The organism is Pseudomonas corrugata (assembly GCF_001269905.1).
Lineage (GTDB): Bacteria > Pseudomonadota > Gammaproteobacteria > Pseudomonadales > Pseudomonadaceae > Aquipseudomonas > Aquipseudomonas corrugata.
The window spans coordinates 141,042-164,902 of record NZ_LHVK01000006.1 but is presented as its reverse complement, the minus strand read 5'-3'; the positions used below and the strand labels follow the sequence as shown (position 1 = coordinate 164,902).

21 protein-coding genes are annotated in these 23,861 nt (G+C 61.8%); 6 read left to right on the top strand and 15 right to left on the bottom strand.

Features of this window, described 5'->3' with window-relative positions; translation table 11 throughout:
* From AD665_RS08910 to AD665_RS08900, 3 genes are all read right to left on the bottom strand, one after another.
* A complete protein-coding gene (locus tag AD665_RS08910; RefSeq protein ID WP_024777687.1) occupies positions 1–603 on the bottom strand; it encodes a LysE family translocator in 603 nt (200 codons plus the stop codon).
* 51 nt (positions 604–654) lie between these two features.
* On the bottom strand, positions 655–1,491 hold the full coding sequence (locus tag AD665_RS08905; RefSeq protein WP_024777688.1) for an AraC family transcriptional regulator: 837 nt from the start codon (positions 1,489–1,491) through the stop codon (positions 655–657).
* A gap of 220 nt (positions 1,492–1,711) precedes the next feature.
* Entirely contained in the window at positions 1,712–2,137 is a 426-nt protein-coding gene (locus tag AD665_RS08900) for a GlcG/HbpS family heme-binding protein (protein ID WP_024777689.1), read from the bottom strand.
* A gap of 216 nt (positions 2,138–2,353) precedes the next feature.
* Between AD665_RS08900 and AD665_RS08895 the strand changes: the two genes are divergently transcribed.
* Both AD665_RS08895 and AD665_RS08890 read left to right on the top strand, forming a co-directional pair.
* On the top strand, positions 2,354–3,439 hold the full coding sequence (locus AD665_RS08895) for an aromatic ring-hydroxylating oxygenase subunit alpha (protein WP_053191769.1): 1,086 nt from the start codon (positions 2,354–2,356) through the stop codon (positions 3,437–3,439).
* Positions 3,436–4,386, top strand: coding sequence for a PDR/VanB family oxidoreductase (locus AD665_RS08890; RefSeq protein WP_024777691.1), 951 nt, complete (start codon positions 3,436–3,438; stop codon positions 4,384–4,386). Before AD665_RS08895 ends, AD665_RS08890 begins: the two co-directional genes overlap by 4 nt.
* A gap of 117 nt (positions 4,387–4,503) precedes the next feature.
* Here AD665_RS08890 and AD665_RS08885 read toward each other — a convergent pair whose 3' ends face one another.
* From AD665_RS08885 to AD665_RS08870, 4 genes are all read right to left on the bottom strand, one after another.
* A complete protein-coding gene (locus tag AD665_RS08885; protein WP_053191767.1) occupies positions 4,504–5,217 on the bottom strand; it encodes a GntR family transcriptional regulator in 714 nt (237 codons plus the stop codon).
* 287 nt (positions 5,218–5,504) lie between these two features.
* Positions 5,505–7,379 carry a feruloyl-CoA synthase gene (locus AD665_RS08880; protein WP_024777693.1) on the bottom strand — a complete coding sequence of 625 codons (1,875 nt, stop codon included), beginning with the start codon at positions 7,377–7,379 and terminating at the stop codon, positions 5,505–5,507.
* Positions 7,380–7,519: 140 nt separating this feature from the next.
* Complete coding sequence (locus tag AD665_RS08875; protein WP_024777694.1) at positions 7,520–8,968, bottom strand: aldehyde dehydrogenase; 1,449 nt, start codon at positions 8,966–8,968, stop codon at positions 7,520–7,522.
* Between the two features lie 107 nt (positions 8,969–9,075).
* The gene (locus AD665_RS08870) at positions 9,076–9,906 is read right to left on the bottom strand and encodes a p-hydroxycinnamoyl CoA hydratase/lyase (RefSeq protein WP_024777695.1); all 831 of its coding nucleotides are present in this window, start codon (positions 9,904–9,906) and stop codon (positions 9,076–9,078) included.
* A gap of 214 nt (positions 9,907–10,120) precedes the next feature.
* On the opposite strand from AD665_RS08870, the gene AD665_RS08865 reads away from it, so the two are divergent.
* Positions 10,121–10,606 (top strand): MarR family winged helix-turn-helix transcriptional regulator, encoded by a 486-nt coding sequence (locus tag AD665_RS08865; RefSeq protein WP_024777696.1) that lies wholly within the window; start codon positions 10,121–10,123, stop codon positions 10,604–10,606.
* Positions 10,607–10,747: 141 nt separating this feature from the next.
* Here the strand turns inward: AD665_RS08865 and AD665_RS08860 are convergent, their stop codons facing one another.
* Positions 10,748–12,052, bottom strand: a complete 1,305-nt coding sequence (locus AD665_RS08860; RefSeq protein WP_053191765.1) for an OprD family porin — start codon at positions 12,050–12,052, stop codon at positions 10,748–10,750.
* Between the two features lie 309 nt (positions 12,053–12,361).
* On the opposite strand from AD665_RS08860, the gene mhpT reads away from it, so the two are divergent.
* A complete protein-coding gene (gene mhpT / locus AD665_RS08855) occupies positions 12,362–13,573 on the top strand; it encodes a 3-(3-hydroxy-phenyl)propionate transporter MhpT (RefSeq protein ID WP_024777698.1) in 1,212 nt (403 codons plus the stop codon).
* Positions 13,574–13,686: 113 nt separating this feature from the next.
* On the opposite strand, the gene AD665_RS08850 is transcribed toward mhpT, so the two are convergent.
* Entirely contained in the window at positions 13,687–14,322 is a 636-nt protein-coding gene (locus tag AD665_RS08850; RefSeq protein WP_053191764.1) for a hypothetical protein, read from the bottom strand.
* A 238-nt stretch (positions 14,323–14,560) separates the two neighbouring features.
* Between AD665_RS08850 and AD665_RS08845 the strand changes: the two genes are divergently transcribed.
* Positions 14,561–15,412 carry a CAP domain-containing protein gene (locus tag AD665_RS08845; protein ID WP_024777699.1) on the top strand — a complete coding sequence of 284 codons (852 nt, stop codon included), beginning with the start codon at positions 14,561–14,563 and terminating at the stop codon, positions 15,410–15,412.
* Between the two features lie 32 nt (positions 15,413–15,444).
* On the opposite strand, the gene AD665_RS08840 is transcribed toward AD665_RS08845, so the two are convergent.
* The gene (locus tag AD665_RS08840) at positions 15,445–16,338 is read right to left on the bottom strand and encodes an NAD(P)/FAD-dependent oxidoreductase (protein ID WP_053191762.1); all 894 of its coding nucleotides are present in this window, start codon (positions 16,336–16,338) and stop codon (positions 15,445–15,447) included.
* Positions 16,339–16,481: 143 nt separating this feature from the next.
* Here AD665_RS08840 and AD665_RS08835 point away from each other — a divergent pair, with 143 nt between their 5' ends.
* A complete protein-coding gene (locus AD665_RS08835) occupies positions 16,482–16,931 on the top strand; it encodes an Rrf2 family transcriptional regulator (protein ID WP_053191759.1) in 450 nt (149 codons plus the stop codon).
* A 63-nt stretch (positions 16,932–16,994) separates the two neighbouring features.
* On the opposite strand, the gene mqo is transcribed toward AD665_RS08835, so the two are convergent.
* The 5 genes from mqo to exaC all read right to left on the bottom strand — a co-directional run bounded on the left by mqo (position 16,995) and on the right by exaC (position 23,655).
* On the bottom strand, positions 16,995–18,638 hold the full coding sequence (gene mqo, locus AD665_RS08830; protein ID WP_024777702.1) for a malate dehydrogenase (quinone): 1,644 nt from the start codon (positions 18,636–18,638) through the stop codon (positions 16,995–16,997).
* A gap of 543 nt (positions 18,639–19,181) precedes the next feature.
* Positions 19,182–20,552, bottom strand: coding sequence for an ATP-binding response regulator (locus tag AD665_RS08825; RefSeq protein ID WP_024777703.1), 1,371 nt, complete (start codon positions 20,550–20,552; stop codon positions 19,182–19,184).
* Positions 20,536–21,693, bottom strand: a complete 1,158-nt coding sequence (gene ercA, locus AD665_RS08820; RefSeq protein WP_392396967.1) for an alcohol dehydrogenase-like regulatory protein ErcA — start codon at positions 21,691–21,693, stop codon at positions 20,536–20,538. The genes AD665_RS08825 and ercA overlap by 17 nt, the downstream gene beginning before the upstream one ends.
* Before the next feature lie 131 nt (positions 21,694–21,824).
* The gene (gene pqqA, locus AD665_RS26770) at positions 21,825–21,896 is read right to left on the bottom strand and encodes a pyrroloquinoline quinone precursor peptide PqqA (protein WP_003243383.1); all 72 of its coding nucleotides are present in this window, start codon (positions 21,894–21,896) and stop codon (positions 21,825–21,827) included.
* Positions 21,897–22,134: 238 nt separating this feature from the next.
* Complete coding sequence (exaC, locus tag AD665_RS08815; RefSeq protein WP_053191758.1) at positions 22,135–23,655, bottom strand: acetaldehyde dehydrogenase ExaC; 1,521 nt, start codon at positions 23,653–23,655, stop codon at positions 22,135–22,137.
* Between the last annotated feature and the right edge of the window lie 206 nt (positions 23,656–23,861).

Here is a 23,861-nt window from a genome sequence, read left to right as displayed (position 1 = left end):
TCAGACCAGCAAGGTCAGCCACGCCGATGCCAGCAGCAACAGCGCCATGGCCCGATTGAACCGCCTCATCGCCACGGCGGAACGGCAGAACCTGGCAGCACCGAGGCCCAGGTAAGCCCAGACGGTCATGCAGGGAATCGAGATCGCAAAAAACGCCAGGGACAGCCACAGGACCCGCACGCTGCGGTCGGCTTCGGCGCCGGCAAATACGCTGACCACTGCCAATGCCATCATCCAGGTCTTCGGGTTAACCAACTGCAAGCCGGCCGCCCCGGCCAGACCGAGCCTCGGGCCTTCAACGGGTTGGTCGGGATCGATGGCCTGGGCCGGCGCGCTGAAAATCTGCCAGGCCATCCAGCTCAGCCAGGCGATGCCGGCCCAGGACAGTGCTGTTTGAATCGTCGCGTGGCGGGCCAGCACGTCCCCCAGCCCCGTGCCGACCAGCAGCACCAGCAACGCCGCCGCGGCGCAGGCCCCGAGGATGATCGGGACTGTGGTCGGCAGGCCGAAGCGCGAGCTGTGGCTCAATACCAGGATATTGGTCGGGCCCGGGGTGATGGAGGCAACAAACGCGAACAAGGCAAACGGCAGTAACTGGTCCATGGAGCAATTTCTCGGTGAAGGATCAGCCTTATCCTCCCCCGTGGACCTTGCTCAGTCTGGAACAATTGAGCAGCGCTTGCGGTAGTCCGCCGGGCTCAAGCGATAGGCGCGCTGGAACCAGCGGCCCAGGTGGCTCTGATCGGCAAACCCGAGCTGTGCGGCCACTGCCACGGCGCTTTCACCGCTGGCCAGCAAACGCCGCGCCCGGGCCAGTCGCAGCTGGATCAGATACGCGTGGGGTGCCAGGCCGAACGCAGCCTTGAATGCACGGGTCAGGCGGAACCGGTCGACGCCGGTGACCTGCGCCAAGTCATCCAGGCCAATGTCTTCGCTCAGGTGGCTGTGCAGATAATCGCGGGCCTGCTGCGCAACCAACGGCAGGCGTGGGTCGGGGTTGATCCGCGCCCGCCAGTGCAAGTGCTGGGTCAGGTTGGCCAACAGGGTGTCGAGCGCCGTCTGGCGGACGATGCGGATTTCCTGGTCGTGCAGACTCTGGAACGCCAGGGCCGTCGCGCTCGCCAAGCGCGCATCGTCAGCCAGGGTGGCGGCGAACCCCAGCTGCGCGTTGTCTGGCGCCACGTCGAACAACGAGCGCACCTCTCGCTCCAGCCAGTGGGGCTCCAGGTACAAGGTGCGATAGGTAAAACCGCCGACCTGGGGCGCATTTCCATCGTGGAGCTCACCGGGCTCGAGCAGGAAGACCTTGCCCGGCGTGCTGTTGTGCTGCTGGCGGCGGCAATGAAACTGCTGCACCCCCTCCTCGGTCACGCCGACCAGATACGCGTCATGCCAATGGGGATCGTAGGCATGCCCTTCGAAATGTGCGCGCACGGTCTCGATACCGGACGTGGCGTCCTGCTTGAGATCGATCCAGTTGCGCGCTGTCATGGGTTCCCCTGCCTGATTTATCCGCTTCGGCAGATTAACTGCTCAGGGCAAGGACTGTCTGGAAGATTTGTGCAGCGAATTCTGAAGGCCTTGCACAGATCCCTGTGGGAGCGAGCCTGCTCGCGATAGCGGTCAATCAGTCAACCCTGCAGTGACTGATGCACCGCTATCGCGAGCAGGCTCGCTCCCACACTGGACACACTGGCGTTCCCCAACCCGATCAAGGATCAGGAACAAGGGTCGGCAACACCGCTTCCAGCGCCAGTCGCGCCAGTTCGGCATCCTGCTCGGACTTGACCCCGGATACGCCGATGGCTCCGATGCATTGGCCGTCGTGGCGAATGCTCACACCGCCTTCGAGCATGCCGTGCAAATGTGGAGCACTGAGGAAGGCGTAGCGACCTTCGTTGATCATGTCCTCGAAAAATTTGCTGTCACGCCGGCTCATGGCGGCGGTGCGGGCTTTTTCGGTAGCGATGTAGGCCGACAACGGCGAGGCACCGTCCAGTCGCAACAAGCCCAGAGGATGGCCGCCATCATCCACCACACAGACCGATACGGCCCATTGACGCTGATGCGCCAGCTCCTTGGCTGCCACCAGCAGCTGTGCGACGTCTTGTTCGGTGAGTACTGCCTTGGTTTTCATGAATCACTCCGTTGTGCCACGCAAGAAGCCCTGTCGCAGTATGTCCTCCACGGCAGTTCGAGCCAACCCGTTCGAAATCCTGCCCGTCGGGCGACCGCCTCAATGGATCCATTAAAGATGAAATACTGCTCTACTTGTCGATAATACGTTGACAGGAAAACTAGTTAAGAGACTTAATGGATCCACAGAAAAACAAAATCAGCCTGGAGACCCGTCATGTACCCCAAAAATGCCTGGTACGTTGCCTGCACCCCCGATGAAATCACCGAGAAGCCACTGGGCCGCCAGATCTGCGGCGAGAAAATGGTTTTCTACCGTGGGCATGCAGGCAAGGTCGCTGCCGTCGAGGACTTCTGCCCCCACCGTGGCGCCCCGCTCTCCTTGGGTTACGTCGAAAACGGCAACCTGGTGTGCGGTTATCACGGCCTGGTGATGGGCTGTGACGGCAAGACGGTGGAGATGCCAGGGCAACGGGTGCGCGGGTTTCCCTGCAACAAGATCTTCGCCGTAGAGGAACGACATGGGTTCATCTGGGTCTGGCCCGGCGACCAGGCTTTGGCAGACCCGGCGCTGATCCATTATCTGGAATGGGCGGAAAACGATGAATGGGCCTACGGCGGCGGCCTGTTCCATATCCAGTGCGACTACCGCCTGATGATCGACAACCTGATGGACCTGACCCACGAAACCTACGTGCATGCCTCGAGCATCGGCCAGAAGGAGATCGACGAGGCGCCCCCCGTAACCACGGTCGAAGGCGACGAGGTCATCACCGCCCGGCATATGGAGAACATCATGGCCCCGCCCTTCTGGCGCATGGCCCTGCGTGGCAACAACCTGGCCGACGACGTGCCGGTGGACCGCTGGCAGATCTGCCGTTTCACCCCGCCCAGCCATGTCATGATCGAAGTCGGCGTCGCCCACGCCGGCAACGGCGGCTATCACGCCGCGCCGCAGTTCAAGGCATCGAGCATCGTGGTGGATTTCATTACACCGGAAACCGAAACGTCCATCTGGTATTTCTGGGGCATGGCCCGGCATTTCCAGCCCAAGGACGAAGCCCTGACCGCGAGCATTCGCGAAGGTCAGGGCAAGATTTTCAGCGAAGACCTGGAAATGCTCGAACGCCAGCAGCGCAACCTGCTGGAGCATCCGCAACGCAACCTGCTCAAGCTCAACATCGATGCCGGTGGCGTGCAGTCGCGCCGGGTGCTGGAACGCTGGATCGCCCGTGAGCGCGAGTCCCAGGCGGGGTTGATTGCCAGTACCCACCAGCCACAACCCGCGGAGCAAAGACCATGATCGAAGTTCAGGTCGCGGCGCGGCACAACGAAGCCCTGGACATCTGCAGCTACGAGCTGACCCGTGTCGACGGCCAGCCCCTGCCGGCATTCACGGCCGGCGCCCATATCGACGTGCATTTGCCTGGCGGCGTGATTCGTCAGTATTCGCTATGCAACCACCCCGAGGAACGGCACCGTTACCTCATCGGCGTGCTCAAGGATCCAGCCTCGAGGGGCGGTTCGAGCAGTCTGCACGAGCAGATTCTACCCGGCGCGCGGCTGCTCATCAGCGAACCGCGCAACCTGTTCCCCCTCGCCATCCAGGCCCGACGTCATTTGCTGTTTGCCGGTGGCATCGGCATCACGCCGATCCTGGCCATGGCCGAGCACCTTGCGCAGAATGGTGCGCCGTTTGAATTGCATTATTGCGCCAGGTCGCTGGAGCGCGCAGCTTTTGTCGAGCGCCTGCGCCAGTCCCCGTATGTCGACCGGGTGTTTCTGCATTTCGATGAAGCGCCTGAAACCGCACTGGATACCGCTCGGGTGCTGGCGGCGCCCAGTGAAGACGTGCACCTCTATGTGTGCGGCCCCGGTGGGTTCATGCAGCATGTGCTGGACACCGCCAGGGCCCAGGGCTGGGAGGACGCCTGCCTGCACCGCGAATACTTCGCCGCCGCCCCCACCGATACCAGCTCCGATGGCAGCTTTGCCGTGAAGCTGGCCAGCAGCGGCCAAGTGTTCGAAGTGCCCAAGGACCGCAGCGTCGTGCAGGTACTGGAAAGCCATGGCATCGAAGTTCCGATCTCCTGCGAACAAGGCGTCTGCGGCACCTGCCTGACCCGCGTACTGGAAGGCGTGCCGGAACATCGCGACATGTTTCTGACCGAGGCCGAGCAGGCTTGCAACGATCAGTTCACTCCGTGCTGCTCCAGGTCGAAGACGCCGTTGCTGGTGTTGGACCTTTAGTCTCTGAACAACACAAGTCCCTGTGGGAGCGAGCCTGCTCGCGATGGCGCTGGATCAGTGAAAGATCTGTAACTGATACACCGCCATCGCGAGCAGGCTCGCTCCCACAATGGGTATTCACTCGGAACGCAAGATCACCTTCATCCGCTCATCCGCCAAGGTCGAGCCGAACACCTCGGCGTAACGCAGGGTGGCGTTGGCATGTTCGCGCATGATCGCCTCGGCCCGCGCGCCCTGGCGATGGATCAGCGCGTCGAACACCGAGTGGTGTTGCATGTGGGCATAGTTGAAGCGCCGATACTCGCCGGCCATGTTCTGCCGATCCACCGCCAGGGCGGTGACTGAGGCGAATGGCAGATGATCGTTGCGAGCCAGCGCATCGGCAATGGCCGGGTTGTGGCTGCCCTCGACGATCACCTGGTGAAAGCGCATGTTGAGGTCGTGATAGACCTCCAGGTCCTCCTCGGTCACGTAGCCCTTGGCGAACAGTTCGTCGCCCTGCACCAGGCATTGTTCGAGGATGGCGCGGGCCTCTGCGTCGAGGCCTCGTTCGGCGGTCTGACGCGCGGCCAGGCCTTCCAGCACGCCGCGCACTTCCACTGCGCCGGCAATGTCCTCGGCACTGACCGAACGCACCTGGAACCCACGCCCGCCGAAGCGCACCAGCAACCCCTCCTGCTCCAGCGTCCTGAACGCCATACGAACCGGCATCCGCGAAACACCGAACCGCTGCGCCGTGGGAATCTCCATCAACCGCTCACCGGCTGCCAACTCGCCAGAGGCAATCATTCTGCGCAACGCAACCAGCACCATTTGGCCGGGCTTACTCATCCGGGGTACTTCCAGGGAAAAGAGACCGCCATAGTAAAAGCAAAACCCCGTGGGAGCGAGCCTGCTCGCGATGGCGCTGGGTCAGCCACTACAGCGTTGACTGATAATCCGCTATCGCGAGCAGGCTCGCTCCCACAGGGGATTGGGGCCGGACGCGGAATGTGTGTCCCCTGCAGAACCCGTGTGGGAGCGAGCCTGCTCGCGATGGCGGTGGGTCAGCCACTGTAGCGTCGACTGGTAGACCGCTATCGCGAGCAGGGCTCGCTCCCACAGGTTCCAGGGTGGATCTAGGCGACTGTTGCCCGCAGGATCGACTCATCTTCGCCGCGGTATAGCGCCTCGACTTTCGCCGCCCGCCATTGCAACACCGCCCGCTGGTTGATGGAGCCCTTGTCGGTGATTTCGCCGCGGTCGATGGACGCCGGTTCATCGAGCAAGGCAATCCACTCGACCCGGCTGGCATTGCCGCTGGCACCGTGGTTGAGGCGTTGCAGCCAGTCGGCGAACCAACGACGGACCGGGGCGCTGGCGAGTACCTGGGCATCGCTGGCGTCCGCGGGCAGCTCCGACAGGCGTCGGCATTCGGGAAGCCGCGGGAATACCAGGGCCCCCAGGCACTCGCGATCCGGCGCGGTCACCACCAGGTCCTGGACGTAGGGCGTGCCTTCCAGAACTGCACGGTTGCGCAGCGGCCCGACGCTGACGAACACGCCGGAGGACAGCTTGAAGTCCTCGGCAATCCGCCCATCGAACATCAGCCCCAACTGTGGATTAGCCGAATCGGCCAACTTGATCGCATCGCCCGAGCAATAGAAACCGTCCTCATCGAATACCTCGGCCGTCTGCTGCGGCGAGCGCCAATAGCCGGGCATGATGTGCGGCCCGCGGAAGCGGCCTTCGAACTTGCCGTCCACCGGCACCAGTCGCACTTCGCAACCCGGCGCCGGCAGGCCGATATAGCCTGCCATGGACAACGGCCCGGTGGTAAAAGTGCAGGACGGGGACGCTTCGGTCATCCCCAGCCCGGCCATCATCCTGATGCGCTCACCGCAATGCTGCTCGGCCACTTTGTCCAACCGGTCCCAGGTGCTCTGCGACAGACCGGCGGCGGCAAAGAAAAACAGGCTGACGCGCTCGAAAAAGCGCTCGCGCAACTCGCCATCGCGCTCCAGGGCACTGACCAACTCTTCCCAGCCCTTGGGCACGGTCAAGTACGCGGTCGGTGAAATCTCCTTGAGATTGCGCAAGGTTTCGGCGAACCCCTGGGCGGTGGGCTTGCCGTCATCCAGGTAAAACGTGCCGCCGTTGTACAGCACAATGCCGACGTTGTGACTGCCGCCAAAGGTATGGTTCCACGGCAACCAATCCACCAGCACTGGCGGTGCTTCGCCGAACACCGGAAAGGTCTGCAACAGCATCTGCTGGTTGGCACAGAGCATGCGCTGGGTGGTGATCACGGCCTTGGGCAGTTTGGTGGAACCCGAGGTGAAGAGAAACTTGGCGATGCTATCGGGGCCCGTGGCGGCAAAAGCGCGCTCGGCCTCGGCACCGCCGAGTTGCACCAACAGGCTGGCGAAACTTGCCCGGGAGCGCCCCGCCATCTCGCCATCCACCGTGATCAACGGCACATTCGCCGGCAATACCGCATTGACTGCACGTTCAAACGGCGCAGCCTGGCTGACGAACACCAGGCCCGGCTGCAGCAAGTCGCAGACATGCCGCAGCTTGGCAAAATCCTGGGACAACAAGGAATAGGCCGGCGAAACCGGGCAATAGGGAATGCCGGCGTACATCGCACCAAAGGCCATCTGCAGGTGTTCGATGTCATTGCCTGAAAGCAATGCCAGGGGTTTGTCGGCAGACAATCCATAAGCCAGCAGGCCCTGGGCGATAGCGCGAACGCTGTCGAGCATTTCGGCATAGCTGATGCGACGCCAGTCACCCCCTTTCTGCCGAGCGGCAATGAAGGTCTGCTGCGGACGCACCTCGGCCCAATGCACCAGCCGATCGAGCAAGCGCGTCGGCAACGGCGCCAAGGCTTCCAGGGAGCGCATGTGCAGGATGCCCTGCTGCTCACTGACCTCAACCGCGGGATGACCAATCGACACTTGGCGATAATGCCCCGTGCCGGCTTGGGAGGACGATCTGAACTCGGAACTCACGTACATTTCCTCCACCAAGGCACGCTCGGGTCGCGATGCGAGCGGAACGTGGCAGCGTCTGGCTGCGACCTTGTTATTGTTATGTCTGGCCTGCATCGGGGCGACGTTTCGAGACTCTGCCGCCCGCGATGCGATGGATATCAGATCGGGTAATGCCGGGGACCGTTCTGCAGTGTCACCCAGCGCAACTGGGTAAAATGCTCGATGGACGCCTTGCCGCCAAAACTGCCGTAACCGCTGGACTTGACCCCGCCGAAGGGCATCTGCGCCTCGTCGTGCACGGTCGGACCGTTGATATGGCAGATGCCCGATTCGATCCGTTGGGCCAAGGCCAGTGCCCGGCTGGTGTCGCGGCTGAAAATGGCCGCCGACAGGCCGAATTCGGAATCGTTGGCCAGGCGGAGCAAGGCTTCGTCACCGCTGCCGCGCAGCAACACCGCCACCGGACCAAAGGACTCTTCACGGTACAGGCGCATGTCCGGCGTCACCCCATCGAGCAGGGTCGGTTGCAGAATGCTGCCCTCCAACTGGCCGCCCGCCACCAGCGTGGCGCCTTTGGCCAGGGCATCGTCGATCATGCCCTTGATGCGCTGACCGGCACTGACGTCGACCAGAGAGCCCAGCACCGAATCACCGCTGGCTGGATCACCGGCACGCAACGTGGCGATTTTCGCTTTCAGCCGGGAAACGAAGGCATCGGCCACGCTCGCGTCCACGATCAGACGCTCGGTGGACATGCAGATCTGGCCCTGGTTGAAGTACGCCCCGAAGGCAGCCGCTTCCACCGCGGCGTCCAGGTCGGCGTCATCCAGCACGAGAAACGGTGCCTTGCCGCCCAGTTCCAACAGCGCCGGCTTGAGGTGACGGGCCGATAACTCACCTACGATACGCCCGACGTGGGTCGAACCGGTGAAGTTGACGCGGCGCACCGCCGGGTTAGCGATCAGTCGCTCAACGATCACCGCAGCGTCCGCAGGCGCATTGCAGATCACGTTGACCACACCATCACCCAACCCGGCGTCCTGCAGCACCTGGCCGATCAAGCGGTGCACCGCCGGGCTGATCTCCGACGCCTTGAGCACCACGGTGTTGCCGCAGGCCAGGGGCATGGCGATCGCGCGGGTGGCGAGAATCACCGGGGCATTCCATGGTGCAATGCCCAGCACCACGCCGCAGGGCTGGCGCAGGGCCATGGCAAAACTGCCGGGCACGTCCGAAGGAATGATCTCGCCGTTGATCTGAGTGGTCATGGCGGCGGCTTCGCGCAGCATGTTCGCCGCCAGGTGCACATTGAAGCCATACCAGTTGGCCATGGCGCCGGTTTCGCCGGCGGCGGCGATGAACTCAGCGCTGCGGGCCTGCAACTGCTCGGCCGCCCGCAGCAGACGGCTGCGACGTTCGTTGGGGGCCAGCGCGGCCCAGGCGGGAAACGCGGCATGCGCGGCGGCCACGGCCGCGTCGGCGTCTTCCACCGTGGCGGCGGCCACACGGGACACCACTTCTCCAGTCACCGGATTGCAACGCTCGAAAGTCCGACCGTCACGGGCGGGGCACGACTGGCCGCCGATCAACAGGGGCACGTCCAGCATGGTGATTCCTCTTTATTGTCTTTATCGGGAATACGTTCACGGTAGCGCCAAGGGCCTTTGACGAACAGCCTGCGGGCGCTTCTGGAGCCACCCGCTGCGCCTTCGTCTCAGCGCTTGTAGGCCTGCAGGCCCGGCTTGATGCTCTTGTCGTCGAGGAACTGCTTCATCCCTTGTTCGCGACCGCCCTCTTTGTCCAGCAGGCGCGACTGGTCGAGCTTGGCGTACAGGTAATCTTCGTTTTGCTCCCAGGTCAGTTCGCGGCAACGCTTGAAGCCGTGCTTGGCCGCCCGTAGTACCACCGGGTTTTTCTCCAGCAGGTTGCGCGCCAGCTCTATCGTGACTTCACGCAACTGCGCCAGGGGTACGCTTTCGTTGACCAGCCCCATCTCGGCGGCTTTCTGCCCACCGAAGGTCTTGCCGGTCATGATGTAGTACAGCGACTGGCGATGCCCCACGGTATCGGCCATGGCCTTGCTGACGAGGTTGCCGGGCGGGATGCCCCAGTTGATTTCCGACAGGCCGAACGTCGCTTCGTCGGCGCAGATCGCCAGGTCGCAGGCCACCAGCGGGCTGAAGCCGCCACCGAAGCACCAGCCGTTGACCATGGCAATGGTCGGCTTGGCGTACATGCGCAGCAACTTCCACTGCCATTGGGAGGCTTCGCGGCGGATCTTCTCCTGAAGAATTTCCGGGCCTGCGTCCACCTCGCGGAAATACTCCTTGAGATCCATGCCGGCGGTCCAGGCATCACCGGCTCCGGTCAGCACGAGTACGCCGGCGGCTGGATCCTGTTCCAGGGTTTCCAATACGTCGATCATCTCGCGATTAAGGGTCGGGCTCATCGCATTGCGTTTTTCCGGGCGATTGAGGGTGACCCAGGCGATGCCTTCCTCGACGTCGACTTTGACCGTTGTCCAGCGACCTTCGTAATTGCTCATGACACGTGCTCTCTAGTTCTCGGCTGAAGATGAGCAAAAGCTAAACCGCAAAACTAGTTATGTCAATTAACTATTAATCGATTTACCCAAGTATGTCCGTTCACAAAAATGACGCGCTCGGTCAACGAATGTTTAATCGACCGTAGCCATCGGGGCATAACCTCGGCAAACTGGATAGCCTTGTTAATAATTTACCTTGAGGATGCTTTTTTCGATGGCCAAGTCTTCCAAGCTTGCCGAACCCGCCGGGATCGTGACTGACGGCGGCACTGCGCCGGCGCCGCTGGACTCCGCGCTGGATGACCTGATCGGTTACGCCCTGCGTCGCGCCCAACTGAAACTGTTCCAGAACCTCATCAGCCAACTGGCCGTTCATGATCTGCGGCCGGCACAGTTCTCGGCGCTGGCGATCATCGACCAGAACCCCGGCCTGATGCAGGCCGACCTGGCCAAGGCCCTGGCGATCGAACCGCCGCAAGTGGTGCCGCTGTTGAACAAGCTGGAAAGCCGTGCGCTGGCCGTGCGGGTGCGCTGCAAGCCCGACAAGCGCTCCTATGGGATATTCCTGAGCAAGACCGGCGAAACCCTGCTCAAGGAACTCAAGCAGATCGCCGCCCAGAGCGACCTCGACTCCACGGCTGCCCTCTCCGGTGCGGAGCGGGAAGAATTGTTGCGGTTGTTGAAGAAGGTCTATCAGTAGCAGGATGCTTTTGTGGTGCTGGAGGTGTGGGAGCAAGGCTTGCCCGCGACAAGGGCGATGCGGTCTGTCAGAAATCGAGGCGCCTGTTTCGCGAGCAAGCTTTGCTCCCACAGATATTTTCACCACAAGAAAGTTTGGCTGTTACCAAATGGGCACGCTGTACGTCACCAGGAACCGAGTCTGGTTCTCATCGCGAAACGCCGCGCTGCCCGGAAAGTCATTGCGGTAGATCGACTTGCGCGCCAGCAACCCGACACCCTTCAACGGACCGCTCTGGATCACATACCCCAGCTCCATCTGAAACTCACGCTCCTTGCGGTCATCGGCACCAAGGGCGGCCAGGTCAATGTGGTCACCGCGCACATAACGCAAGCGCGTTCTCAGCCCGGGCACCCCGACTGCGGCGAAGTCGTAGTCGTGGATAGCCTGCCAGGTGCGCTCCCGGGCATTGAGGAAATCCGAACTCATGGTCATCTCGCTCAAGCCCATCAACTCGGTGCCGGACACATAGGGCGTGGCGGTATCTCCACTGGCGTGCATGTAGCCCACGCTGACCCGATGGCCGCCCCAGCGATAGCCGACCAGCGCCGAAACATTGCGATTGTCCACCTTGCCGGCCTTGGCGGCACCGTCCTCACGACTGAAAAAGCTGCGCACATCCGTAGTCAAGACGCCGTCACCCAAGGTCAGGTTATGCAGCAACGCCAGGGTGTCCTGCTGATAGAGATCCGCCACCTCGGCGTGATAGGCGCGCAAGCTGAGGTCTTTGTTGATCTGGTAATCGCCGCCGGCATACACCATGTGGGATGCAGTGGCCGCGCCGTTGAAGCGGCGATTGGGTGAGGCGATGCTCATTGGCTGGTAGTCGGTGGAGTCGCGCCGGTTGATGCGATCGATGTAGCCGGTGTTCAGCGTCAGCCCTTCAATGTCCTTGGAACTGAGCGTCGTGCCGCGGAAGGTCTGCGGCAGCAACCGTGACGGGCTGGCGAACGCAAACGGCAAGAAAATCGACACATCGCCGGTCTTCACCAGGGTCTGACCAAAGCGCAGCTTGCCGGTCAGGGCCAGGCGTGAGTACTCGTCCGCAGCGCGCTTGTCGCTGCTGGACACCGGCAGCAGTTCGGTACCGCTGCGATCGGGCGAAGAGTCGAGCTTGATCCCCAGCAGTCCCCGGGCGTCGACGCCGAAACCGAGGGCGCCGGGCGTGAAGCCCGACTCCATGTTCATGATCGCCCCTTGGGCCCATTCCCTGGTCGCCGTCTTGGCGCCGTCGTCCTTGTAATCGCGGTCCATGTAGTAGTTGCGCAGGGTCAGGGTGCCGTGGCTGTCGTCGATCAATCCCGCGGCCGACGAAGTGGCCGAAGACAGGCTCAGCCCCAGGACCAGCAGATGAGCGAGACGTGTAGCTGGGGATGCTGCACAAGCCCCCCGGACAAGGTTCGGCATGTTCGAAGTCCTTTTATTGTTGTTGTTTTTTAGCGGTCCCCTACGGTTTGAGGGAGCCCGGAGCAGGAGAATGGAAACCGAGTCCCCTCCCCGTCAATCCGCAATGACCGATAATCGAACATTAATATCATTAACCATTTTTTCGATTCTTCCTAAATTAGATCCCAACCTACTGTTTTTATTAGTGATCTACGCTCAATAACGCCACAAATCGACACCATTCATTTTTTAGTTAGGTTTGTTAATCTGAATTCTCCTTTCCGGCTGGCTGAAAGCCAGTCCCTGACAAAAACAATAAGAGGACTTGTCATGAACCATCCGGCGCGTCGTGCGACGCTGACCATCGCCTTGTGTTTCATCGTTGCTCTGATTGAGGGTTTCGACCTGCAATCGGCCGGCACCGCGGCTGCCGGCCTGCGGCAGACTTTTGTGCTGGACCCGAAAATGATGGGCTGGGTGTTCAGCGCGGGAATCATCGGGCTGCTACCCGGGGCCTTTTTCGGGGGCTGGATTGCGGATCGCATCGGCCGCAAGAAGATCCTTGTCGGTGCTGTGCTGCTGTTCGGTGTGTTCTCCCTCGGCACCGCTCATGTCGAGCAGTACTCCAGCCTGCTGATGGTGCGTTTCATGACGGGCCTGGGTCTTGGCGCCGCCCTGCCCAACCTGATCGCCCTGTGCGCCGAGGCCGTGGGCGAACAGCGACGGGGCACGGCCATCAGCGTGATGTACGCGGGCGTACCGCTGGGGGGGGCGTTGGCGGCCGTGGTCGCGATGCTGTTTGGTGAACATTGGCAGATGACTTTCCTCATCGGCGGCCTGGCGCCACTGCTGGTGGTACCGCTGATGCTGCTGTGGCTGCCGGAGTCCAGCGCCTTTCGCCAGGCGCGGGATGTCGGAGCTGAGGCCCGCGGTTCTACTGGCCAGGCGCTGTTCGGGGACGGGCGGGGACGCACCACCCTCGCGCTGTGGATGAGTTATTTCTTCACACTGACGGTCATGTACATGCTGCTCAACTGGCTGCCGTCGTTACTGCTGGAACAAGGTTTCAGCAAGCCCCAGGCCGGGTTGGTACAGATGCTGTTCAATATTGGCGGAGCCCTAGGCTCGTTGCTTGGCGGCCTGCTGCTGGACCGTTGCGATGGGGTCAGGGTGGTGCTGTTCGTCTATGCCGGGTTGTTGAGCGCCCTGGCCGGGGTTGGCTTGTCGGTCGGTATCATACCGATGGCCATCGCCGGATTCTGCGCCGGCCTGTTTGTCATGGCCGCGCAACTGGTGCTGTACGCCCTGGCGCCTCCCTCTTATCCGACAGCCGTACGTGCCACCGGCGTCGGCGCGGCGGTTGCCATCGGCAGGCTGGGTTCAGTCGCAGGCCCCTTGGCTGCCGGACAGATCCTGGCTGCCGGAGCGGGAACTACGGGGGTATTATTGGCGACTTCGCCAGGGTTGTTGATCGCGGCGTTGGCCGCAATCAGTGTGATGGTTCGCGCAATGCCGCCAAGTGGGGCGCAGGCAGTGCGTTGATTGCCTCAATCTTCGTTGTGAAGGTCCTTCTGTGGCCAGGGAGCCTGCTCCCTCGCCACAGGTGATTTCACACTCACATGTCTCGCTTTATACACATCCAGGCTTGCGACTGTTCAATCCGTAATGCTGGCCGCCAACACGCTGAGTGTGCGGCGCTGGGGATTCCAGACACTCAGGCACCAAACGCCCCACCACTGCAGACCGTCGTCGAAATAGTCACTCCAGGGATCCCGTGCGGGATCGGGTTCGTCGCTGGCCAGCCAGTTGACGTTGAAATTATCGACCCAGTTCAGTACCTCCACCTCGACACCGGCTTCAAGCCCGAGCAGGTCGAGCCACTCCCTGAACAGCACTTCTGAGTCGCCGTCGCTGAAGCGGGTACCGTAAGGCGGCTCGCAAAAGGCCTCATACAAGGCGAACGGTGGCGGGTTATGCGCATGCTTGTCGGCGTCCATGAGTTGCGCGATCTCTTGCCGGTTCAGAGGCTTCGCCATGGCCATGTCCAGGTCCCAGGCCATGTCGGGAGGCGTCGCGCCGGCGCAGCGGGGATCGAGGATCATCTGGCGATGTCGCTCCAGCCACAGATGCTTGATGGCGAGGAATAATTGATCCACGGCCTGGCGGTGATACGCAGGGGTGATCGCCTCACCGGCGTCAAGGGCGCACACGAGAAAATCGAAGGCGCACCCGGCCTTTTCCATCCGCTGACGCAGCGATGCGCTGGCCTGCTGCTCAATCGTTTTCAACATGACGGCCTCCCTTATCCCTTCACGTACACCACTGGCGCCGGGCTGTTCTTCCGGATTTTATGGCTTTGAAACGACAATCGTGGACTTATTCGGCAGAAAACTGATCCCACTACATGAGGATTGTCCCAACCAGTACCAGACGGTACTGTTCCGGGATTTCAAAAGAGCGTGAATACCGTTGCCCCAGTGGGGCAAAAAATTGCGCATCATAGGCGCCGTCCGCTCAAGGGAGATTTACATGCGTGCCATTTCATCCATCCTGCGCCTGGCCGTGCTGTCACTGGGGCTGGCGTTCACCGTCGGTGCCGTGGCTACCGAAGAGACGCAACTGATCGAGTCCATCAACCTGTATCGCAGCCAATCCCAGAGCTGCTCGGACCAGGCATCCCTGGAATTGCCGCCGTTGGCGATGGACTCGCGGCTGATCCTGTCGGCCAACGGCATTGGCGACCTGCAGCAAGCGCTGGCACGCACGGCCTATCCGATGGTCAATGTTCAGGCAATCAGCCTGTCCGGGCCGCGCAACGCGCAATCGGCGATGAAAGCCATACAGGAAAGTTTTTGCCAGGTGGTGCTGGACCCGCAGTTTGTCGACATCGGCGTCAGCCGCCTGGATCGCGAATGGCGCATTGTGCTGGCGCGCCCCTTGTTGTCGGCACGCCTGGCGGACTGGCAAACCGAAGGCCAGAAGCTGCTGAAGCTGATCAATAGCGCTCGTGCCCAGCCACGCCGGTGCGGGAGCGAGGCGTTCGAGGCGACCACGCCACTGTCCTGGAACGCCACCCTGGCCCTTGCCGCTGTGACGCACACCCGAGCCATGGCGAACAACAACTTCTTCGACCACAAGGACCGCGATGGCCGCATGCCAGGTGACCGCGCCGAGCTGGCCGGCTATCTGGGCCAGTTGATCGGCGAGAACATCGCCGCCGGACAGGACACTGCCCTGAAAGTGGTGGACGGTTGGCTGGCCAGTCCGGGACATTGCGCCAACCTGATGAATCCGAAGTTTCGCGAACTGGGTGCAGGTTACGCCGTGGACCCGAAGAGTGATGCGGGCATCTACTGGACCGCCATGTTCGGCACTCAATAGAGCTCCAGTGGGGCCGCGTTGCGGCCCTGGCCTCACTCCTTCGCAAATATCAATGACCGATGCACCCCCGATCCTGCCCTCACCCCATCGCCGACGGAGAGCGCGACCGACCCGAATGGCATCGCCGCGTCGCCGCAGGCAAACACCCCCGGTACGCTGGTTTCGCGGGTGAGATCGGTCTGGATAAAGGCCCCGAGCGGGCCGTCTTCCAGATCGCAGCCAAGGGACGCAGCCAGCGAGCCGGCCACACGGGTGCGTGGCAGGACAAACAAACCATCGATCGCCACTACCTGGCCATCTGCCAGGGCGACATTGGCCCGTTCCCCCTCAATGCGTTCGATACGTTCAGATACCAGGGTAACGCCCCGCTGCCCGAGACTCGCCCGCTGTGGCGCGTCTGGCTCGAAGGCGCCATTGAGAAAGAACGTGGTGGGCCCCCAGTCCGGAAGCATCAGCGCATGGTGCAACGACATTTCTGAAGTCGCCAATACGCCAATAGGTCCTTGCTGCAGTTCATAACCGTGACAGTAAGGGCAATGGAAAACGCTCTTGCCCCAACGCTCCGCCAGCCCTTCAACCTCGGGCAGATCATCGATGACTCCCGTGGCCAATAGCAGACGCCGGGCGCTGTAGCATTGGCCCTGGGCGGTTTCCAGGGTGAAGCCACCTGCCTGGGGAGTGGCACTGATAGCGGTGTCCGAAAGCCATTCTACGGTCGAGTAGGCCATGAGCTGGGCACGGGCATCATCAACGATGTCACCGGGCGCCCGGCCGTCCTGGCCAAGAAAGCCGTGGGAGGTCGCGGCGAATCGGTTGCGACGCAGGCCGGCATCGATCAGCAACACCTTGCGCCGGGCGCGGGCCAGTTGAAGCCCTGCGGACATACCGGCGTAACTGCCGCCTGCAATGATGACGTCGTAGTGCATGATCGATCTCCAAGGGAAGTGTCGACGAATGGAAAGTCTCGACACATCGTAAGTTCCTTGAAAAGCGCCTGTCAACGATCTCGTAACTTTTACAATTACAGGCGATACTCGCACCTGCCGAAGCCACAGAAACCACGCCCATCATGAGAACCGACACTCGCCTGTCCCGCATGCTCCACGTCCTGATCCACATGGACCGTCACCAACAATCCGCCACCTCGGACACCATCGCCCAGATGCTGGGCACCAATCCGGTGGTGGTGCGCAGGACCATGGCGTTGCTCAAGGAACAGGGCTATGTCACCTCGGAAAAAGGTCATCGGGGCGGCTGGACCCTGAGCAAGCCCCTGTCGGACATGACCTTGCTCGACATCCACCAGGCCTTGGGCAGTACCTCGATTTTTTCCATCGGCCTGTCCACTGACCACCCCCAATGTCTGGTAGAACAAGCGGTCAACGGGGCATTGACCGACGCCTTCGATGAGGCCCAGGCATTGCTGCTCAAGCGCTTGGGCAGCATTACCCTGGCGCAGTTGGCGGAGGATTTTGACCGACGCTTTCGGGACGCGCCCGCGACCGCGGCGCACCGCTGATTTGCCAATAAAAAACGCCGCTCAATGAGCGGCGTTCTTGTATATCACCAGACCGTATCCGGCTTACAACGCCATGTCGGCCGCCGGGTTGCCGTCGCTTTTGACAGCAGGCTTTGCCGGTGCCGCAGGGACGCCTGGCTTGCCGATCGCCGGCGGCGGATCCAGTTGCAGGACCTGGCTGGTGTAAGCCCACTCCTGCGCCACGCGCTCAGGGCTCTCGTTGAGCTTGGTGCCGTAGCTTGGCACGATCTGGTGCAGTTTTTCCTGCCAGGCCGGGCTGGCGACCTTGTCCTTGAAGACCTTCTCCAGCACGCTCAGCATGATTGGGGCGGCGGTCGAGGCGCCTGGCGATGCACCCAACAGGCCGGCGATGCTGCCGTCCTGGGAGGCAACCACTTCAGTGCCGAGCTTCAGGACGCCGCCCTTCTCCTCGTCACGCTTGATGATCTGCACACGCTGGCCGGCCTGCCACAGGCGCCAGTCTTCCTGCTTGGCTTCCGGGAAGTACTCCTTCAGCGCATTGAAACGATCCTCATCCGACAGCATAAGCTGGCCGGCCAGGTATTCGACCAGTGGGTACTGCTCGATACCGACCTTGGTCATCGGCCAGACGTTGTGAGTCGTGGTGCTGGTCAGCAGGTCGAAGTACGAACCGTTCTTCAGGAACTTGGTGGAGAAGGTCGCGAACGGGCCAAACAGAATCACACGCTTGCCATCGAGCACGCGGGTGTCCAGGTGCGGAACCGACATCGGTGGCGCACCAACCGAAGCCTTGCCATAGGCCTTCGCCATGTGCAGTTGGGCGACGGTCGGGTTTTCGGTGACCAGGAACGAACCACCCACCGGGAAGCCGGCGTATTCGCGGGCTTCCGGGATGTCGGACTTCTGCAGCAGGTGCAAGGCTCCGCCGCCAGCACCGATGAACACGAACTTGGCGTCGGTCTCGGTTTCGGTACCGTCCTTCAGGTTCTTGTAGGACACGCGCCAGGTGCCGTCTTCATTGCGAGTGATGTCTTCCACTTCGCTGGACAGTTTCAGCGAGAAGTTCGGCCTGGTTTGCAGGTAAGCGGCAAACTGGCGGGTGATTTCACCGAAGTTCACGTCGGTACCCAGTGGACTCCAGGTGGCCGCGACTTTCTGGCTCGGATCACGCCCTTGCATCATCAGCGGAACCCACTTGCTGATCTGCGCGGGGTCTTCGGAGTACTGCATACCGGCGAACAACGGGCTGGCCTGGAGGGCTTCGTAGCGCTTCTTCAGGAAAGCGATGTTGTCGTCGCCCCACAGGAAACTCATGTGCGGCGTGGAGTTGATGAACGAGCGCGGGTTCTTCAGCACGCCGTTCTTGACCTGCCAGGACCAGAACTGACGGGAGATCTGGAAGGCTTCGTTGATCTCGATGGCCTTGGCGATCTCGACCTTGCCGTCCTTGTCTTCCGGCGTGTAGTTCAGCTCGGCCAACGCGGAGTGACCGGTACCGGCATTGTTCCAGCCGTTGGAGCTTTCTTCGGCAACACCGTCCAGGCGCTCGACCATTTCCATGGTCCAGCCCGGCTCCAGCTCATTGAGCCAGACGCCGAGTGTCGAGCTCATGATGCCCCCACCAATGAGCAGGACGTCCACTTTATTTGCCTCGGCGGCGTGCGTGGTCGCAAGACCCATCGCCATCGCCAGGCCCAGCAGCGCCGTGTGTGTTTTCTTCAACATGTGTGTATCCCTAGGATGGAACGCCATTCCACCCTCCGGTCTGTTCAAGGACAAACCAAGCCCATGGCCGGGAAAACCAGCATGACGGGTTCGAATGGACTGGAGGATGGACCTACAGGACCGCGCGAAACGGCGGCCTCAAGTTTTATGTCTCTCCGGCACTGACTTCTTGTAGGTCTTGGCTTCAGCTGGGTGAGGGACACTGCAAAACGTCTAGTGGCCTGTATGGTTGATTTGAGTACACAAATTAGCCGCACAGGCCACTCGATCGGGGCAGGCGTGGCCGTGCCCGATTGTCGCAGCGGGGGGAGTTTACAGAATGAAATAACCAGACCGAAGCCTCTTTTTTCATTCGGGACGAAAACGCCGACCAAATGGCGGCGTTTTGATGGCGGTCTTCAGCTCGAAAAAATTTGAGGGTTACTTGCAAAACCCTGTGGGAGCGAGCCTGCTCGCGATAGCGGTGGGTCAGTTTACATTGATGTTAGACATGCCGCCGCCATCGCGAGCAGGCTCGCTCCCACAAGGTGTTTGCGGTGGAGGCTAGCCCAGCAACTGGCTCAACACCGCCCGCAACTTGCCCGGCTTGACCGGTTTGTTGAGCAGCGGCGCATTCAGTTTGCGCAAGGCCCGGCGGCACTGGTCGCTGCGGTCGGCGGTGATGATCACGGCCGGGATGGTCTGGTGGAAACGCTCACGCAGGTGCTTGACCACCTCGCAGCCGACCACACCATGATCCAGATGGAAATCCGCCAGGATAAGCTCTGGTGCTTGGCCTTGCAGCACTTCGATAGCGGCCGCTTCGTCGGTGGCGGTCAGCACGTCGCAGCCCCACTGCCCCAGCAGTGCAGCCATGCTTTGCAGGATGCTGAGTTCATTGTCGATCACCAGCAGCCGGCGTCCGGGCAACGGGTTGCCGGTAATCGCCTGGACGGGCGTCTCGGACAACGGCAGCGGTTTTTCATCCGACAGCGGCACGTCGATGCTGAACACCGAGCCGCGCCCTGGCCGGGAACGCACCTGGACCCGATAGCCCAGGATATGAGCGATGCGTTCGACAATCGCCAATCCCAGTCCCACACCTTTGCGGTCCGCCGCCCGGCCCACGTCCAACTGATTGAATTCGAGAAAAATCGACTCCAGGCAGTCGGCGGCAATACCGCGCCCCGTGTCCCAGACTTCCAGGCTCAAGCGCCCTCCCCGGCGCCTGGCGGTCAGGAGAATGCCGCCCTGGTCCGTGTAGCGGCAGGCGTTGCTGAGCAGATTGCGCAAGATACGCGTCAGCAGACGCAGATCGGTCATGACCACTTCTTCGCCAAAACGCGCGCGCAACTCCAGCCCCGCGGCGCCCGCCACCGATTGAAACTCGGAAACCAACGGCGCCAGCAACTCGTCCAGTCGATAGGACGCGATGTCCGGGCGAACCGCAGCCTGGTCCAGCCGGGAGATATCCAGCAGATCGGTGAGTAGATCTTCCGCGCCCTCCAGGGCCTGGTGAGTGCGCTCCACCAGGACCTGCTCAGGGTTCGGCAACTGACGCTCGCGCAGCGTGGCGATCAGCAGGCGCGCGGCGTTGAGCGGCTGGAGCAGGTCGTGACTGGCGGCGGCCAGGTACTTGTCCTTGCTGCGGTTGGCGGCCTGTGCGGCGTCGCGGGCGTCGCGCAACTGTTGCTCGACGAGCTTGCGCTGGGCGATCTGCTGCTGGAGGTTGTGATTGGCTTCCAGCAGTTCATCGGTGCGCTCGGCCACCCGCTGTTCCAACTGGTCGTTGAGTTGTTGCAGGCGCTGGCGGGCCAGCTCCAGATCCTCCAGACGCGCCGCCAGCTCGGGATAATGGCTCTTGCGCGTCGAATGATTGCCCAGCCCCAGCAGCCCGGCCAGGGCTCTTTGCTGTTCGTCAGAGGGCTTCGCCATAAACGACCTCGACATCCCGCTGGCTCGACTCCCGAGGGTTGGTGAGGATGCACGGATCATGCATCGCATGCTGCGACAGGAAAGGAATATCCGAAGTACTCACCCCGTGCAGTCCCAGGGTTTCGTGGAAACCGATGGTGCGCTTGAGCGCAATCAGGTGTTCCACCAATCGAGTGCGGATCTGCCGATGATTCAATCCACGGCAGTCGATGCCCAGCGTCTCGGCGATTACCTTGAAACGGTCCGGCGCCGAGGTGTAGTTGAATGCCACGACATGCTCCACCAACACCGCGTTGCACAACCCATGGGGCAGGTCCAGAAAGCCCCCCAGGCTGTGGGACATGGCGTGCACGGCACCGAGAATGGCATTGGAGAACGCCAGCCCGGCCTGCATGCTGCCGAGCATGATCTTTTCCCGCAGGGCGACGTCGCCCGGGTTAGCGATCATCTGCACCAGGTTGCTGTTGATCAGCCGCATCGCCTCCAGCGCATGGGGGTCGGTGAGCGGGCCATGACCGGTGGAGACGAAAGCCTCGATAGCGTGCACCAGCGCGTCGATGCCCGTACAGGCCGACAGGAACGGGTCCATGCTCAGTGTGGTTTCCGGGTCGATCAGCGAGACGTCCGGCACGGCGGCCTTGCTGACAATGGAAAACTTCATGCGCTCCTGCTGGTTGGAGATGATCACGAACTGCGAGACATCGGCCGAAGTTCCGGCAGTGGTGGGAATCAGGATCAGCGGTGGGCTGGGCACATGCAGGGTGTCGACGCCTTCGAACTCGAGGATATTGCGGCCATGGGCGACGACGATCCCGATGGCTTTGCCGCAGTCCATGGGACTGCCGCCACCGACTGCGACGATGACGTCACAGTGGTTTTCCCGGTACAACTCGGCACCGAGCATCACTTCCTCGACCCGGGGATTGGGCGAAACGTCGCTGTAGATGCAGTAATCGATACCCAGGGCCTGGAGACTTGACTCGACATCCCCCACCCAGCCGGCGGCGATGACGCCGGGATCGGTGACCACCAACACCTTGCGGGCGCCGAAGGTCTGGGCGTAATTACCGACATTGTGCCGGCAACCGGCGCCGAACATGATTTCAGGTGAAACGAACTTGCGCAGCGGGCTGAGGCTCATCTTTACAGGTGCATGGCTCATTGGTAAGCCTGTTCTTATTGTGTTGGATACCCAGAGCCTAAAGCATCCCGCCGCGAATGCAATCAGACCAATGGGTAGCCCGGCCTGAACGCATCAGGCCGGGCCGACACTCATCGATTGGCGAAATACATCGTCACTTCGAAGCCGATACGCAGGTCGGTGTACGCGGGTTTAGTCCACATGGGTCTTTCCTCTTCTTGTACCGGGCGATTCCGGCAAGGTCATTAATGCACAGGGTGCCGTGGGTTCGAATGCTACTTTCGAAGCGGTGGATGGGGTGCGTTGGTAGCAGGTCCTACACATCAAATGTGGGAGCGAGCCTGCTCGCGATGGCGGCAGGTCGGCCAACACAACTGTCGACTGATCCGGCTTCATCGCGAGCAGGCTCGCTCCCACAGGGTTCAGCGCTGTTTCCGAAAGTTAGAAAAAGCCCAACGGGTTGATGTCATAGCTCACCAGCAGGTTCTTGGTCTGCTGGTAGTGATCGAGCATCATCTTGTGGGTTTCACGACCCACGCCGGACTTCTTGTAGCCACCGAACGCGGCGTGCGCCGGGTACAGGTGGTAGCAGTTGGTCCAGACGCGCCCGGCCTTGATCGCCCGGCCCATGCGGTAGGCGCGGTTGATGTCGCGGGTCCACAGGCCGGCGCCGAGGCCGAACTCGCTGTCGTTGGCGATCGCCAGGGCTTCGGCCTCGTCCTTGAAGGTGGTCACGCCCACCACCGGGCCGAAGATTTCCTCCTGGAACACGCGCATTTTGTTGTGGCCCTTGAGCAGGGTCGGCTGGATGTAGTAGCCACTCGACAAGTCGCCCTCCAGACGCTCGGCCGCGCCGCCGGTCAGCAGTTCGGCACCCTCCTCGCGGGCGATGTCCAGGTACGAAAGGATCTTGTCGTATTGCTGTTCGGACGCCTGGGCGCCGACCATGGTTTCGGTATCCAGTGGGTTGCCACGTTTGATCTTGGCGATTTTCTTCATGACTTCGGCCATGAACGGTGCATAGATCGACTCCTGCACCAGCGCGCGGGATGGGCAGGTGCAGACTTCGCCCTGGTTGAAGAACGCCAGCACCAGGCCTTCGGCCGCCTTCTCGATAAACGCCGGCTCGGCCTGCATGATGTCTTCGAAGAAGATGTTCGGCGACTTGCCGCCCAGTTCCACGGTGGACGGGATAATGTTCTCGGCGGCGCACTTCATGATGTGCGAGCCCACCGGGGTGGAACCGGTAAAAGCGATCTTGGCGATACGCTTGCTGGTCGCCAGGGCTTCACCAGCTTCGCGACCAAAACCATGGACGATGTTCAATACACCGGCCGGCAGCAGGTCGGCGATCAGTTCTGCAAAAACCATGATCGACAGCGGCGTCTGTTCCGCTGGCTTGAGCACGATGCAGTTGCCCGCCGCCAGGGCTGGCGCGAGCTTCCAGGCCGCCATCAGCAGCGGGAAGTTCCATGGAATGATCTGCCCGACCACACCCAGCGGTTCATGGAAATGGTAAGCGGTGGTCAACTCGTTGATCTCGGCCGCGCCGCCTTCCTGGGCGCGGATGCAACCGGCGAAATAACGGAAGTGATCGGCCGCCAGCGGTACGTCGGCGTTGAGGGTTTCGCGCACGGCCTTGCCATTATCCCAGGTTTCGCTGACAGCGAGGATCTCCAGGTTCTGCTCGATACGGTCGGCGATCTTCAGCAGCACCAGGGAGCGGTCCTGTACCGACGTCTTGCCCCAGGCATCGGCGGCGGCATGGGCTGCGTCCAGGGCCTTGTCGATGTCAGCGGCGCTGGAGCGCGGGAATTCAGCGATCACCTGGCCATTGACCGGTGATGTGTTGGTGAAGTATTCGCCATGCACCGGTGCGACGAATTCGCCACCGATGAAGTTGCCATAGCGCGGCTTGAAGGAAACGACGGCGCCTGGGGTTCCGGGTTGTGCGTAGATCATGATGGGCCTCTGCCTGGTCGATGCCTGTCACGGGACAGGCGATAGGCCGATGGTAGAGAGCCCCGCCTGCCGGACGAATGCGTCGTTGGCAGGAGGGGCTCTCGTTATTTGGTCGTAGATTTGTGGGTTGGAGTGCGGAAAGCTGGAATCGGCGCTGTTGTTCTGTGGGAGCAAGGCTTGCCCGCGATGAAGTTGACGCGGCTCAT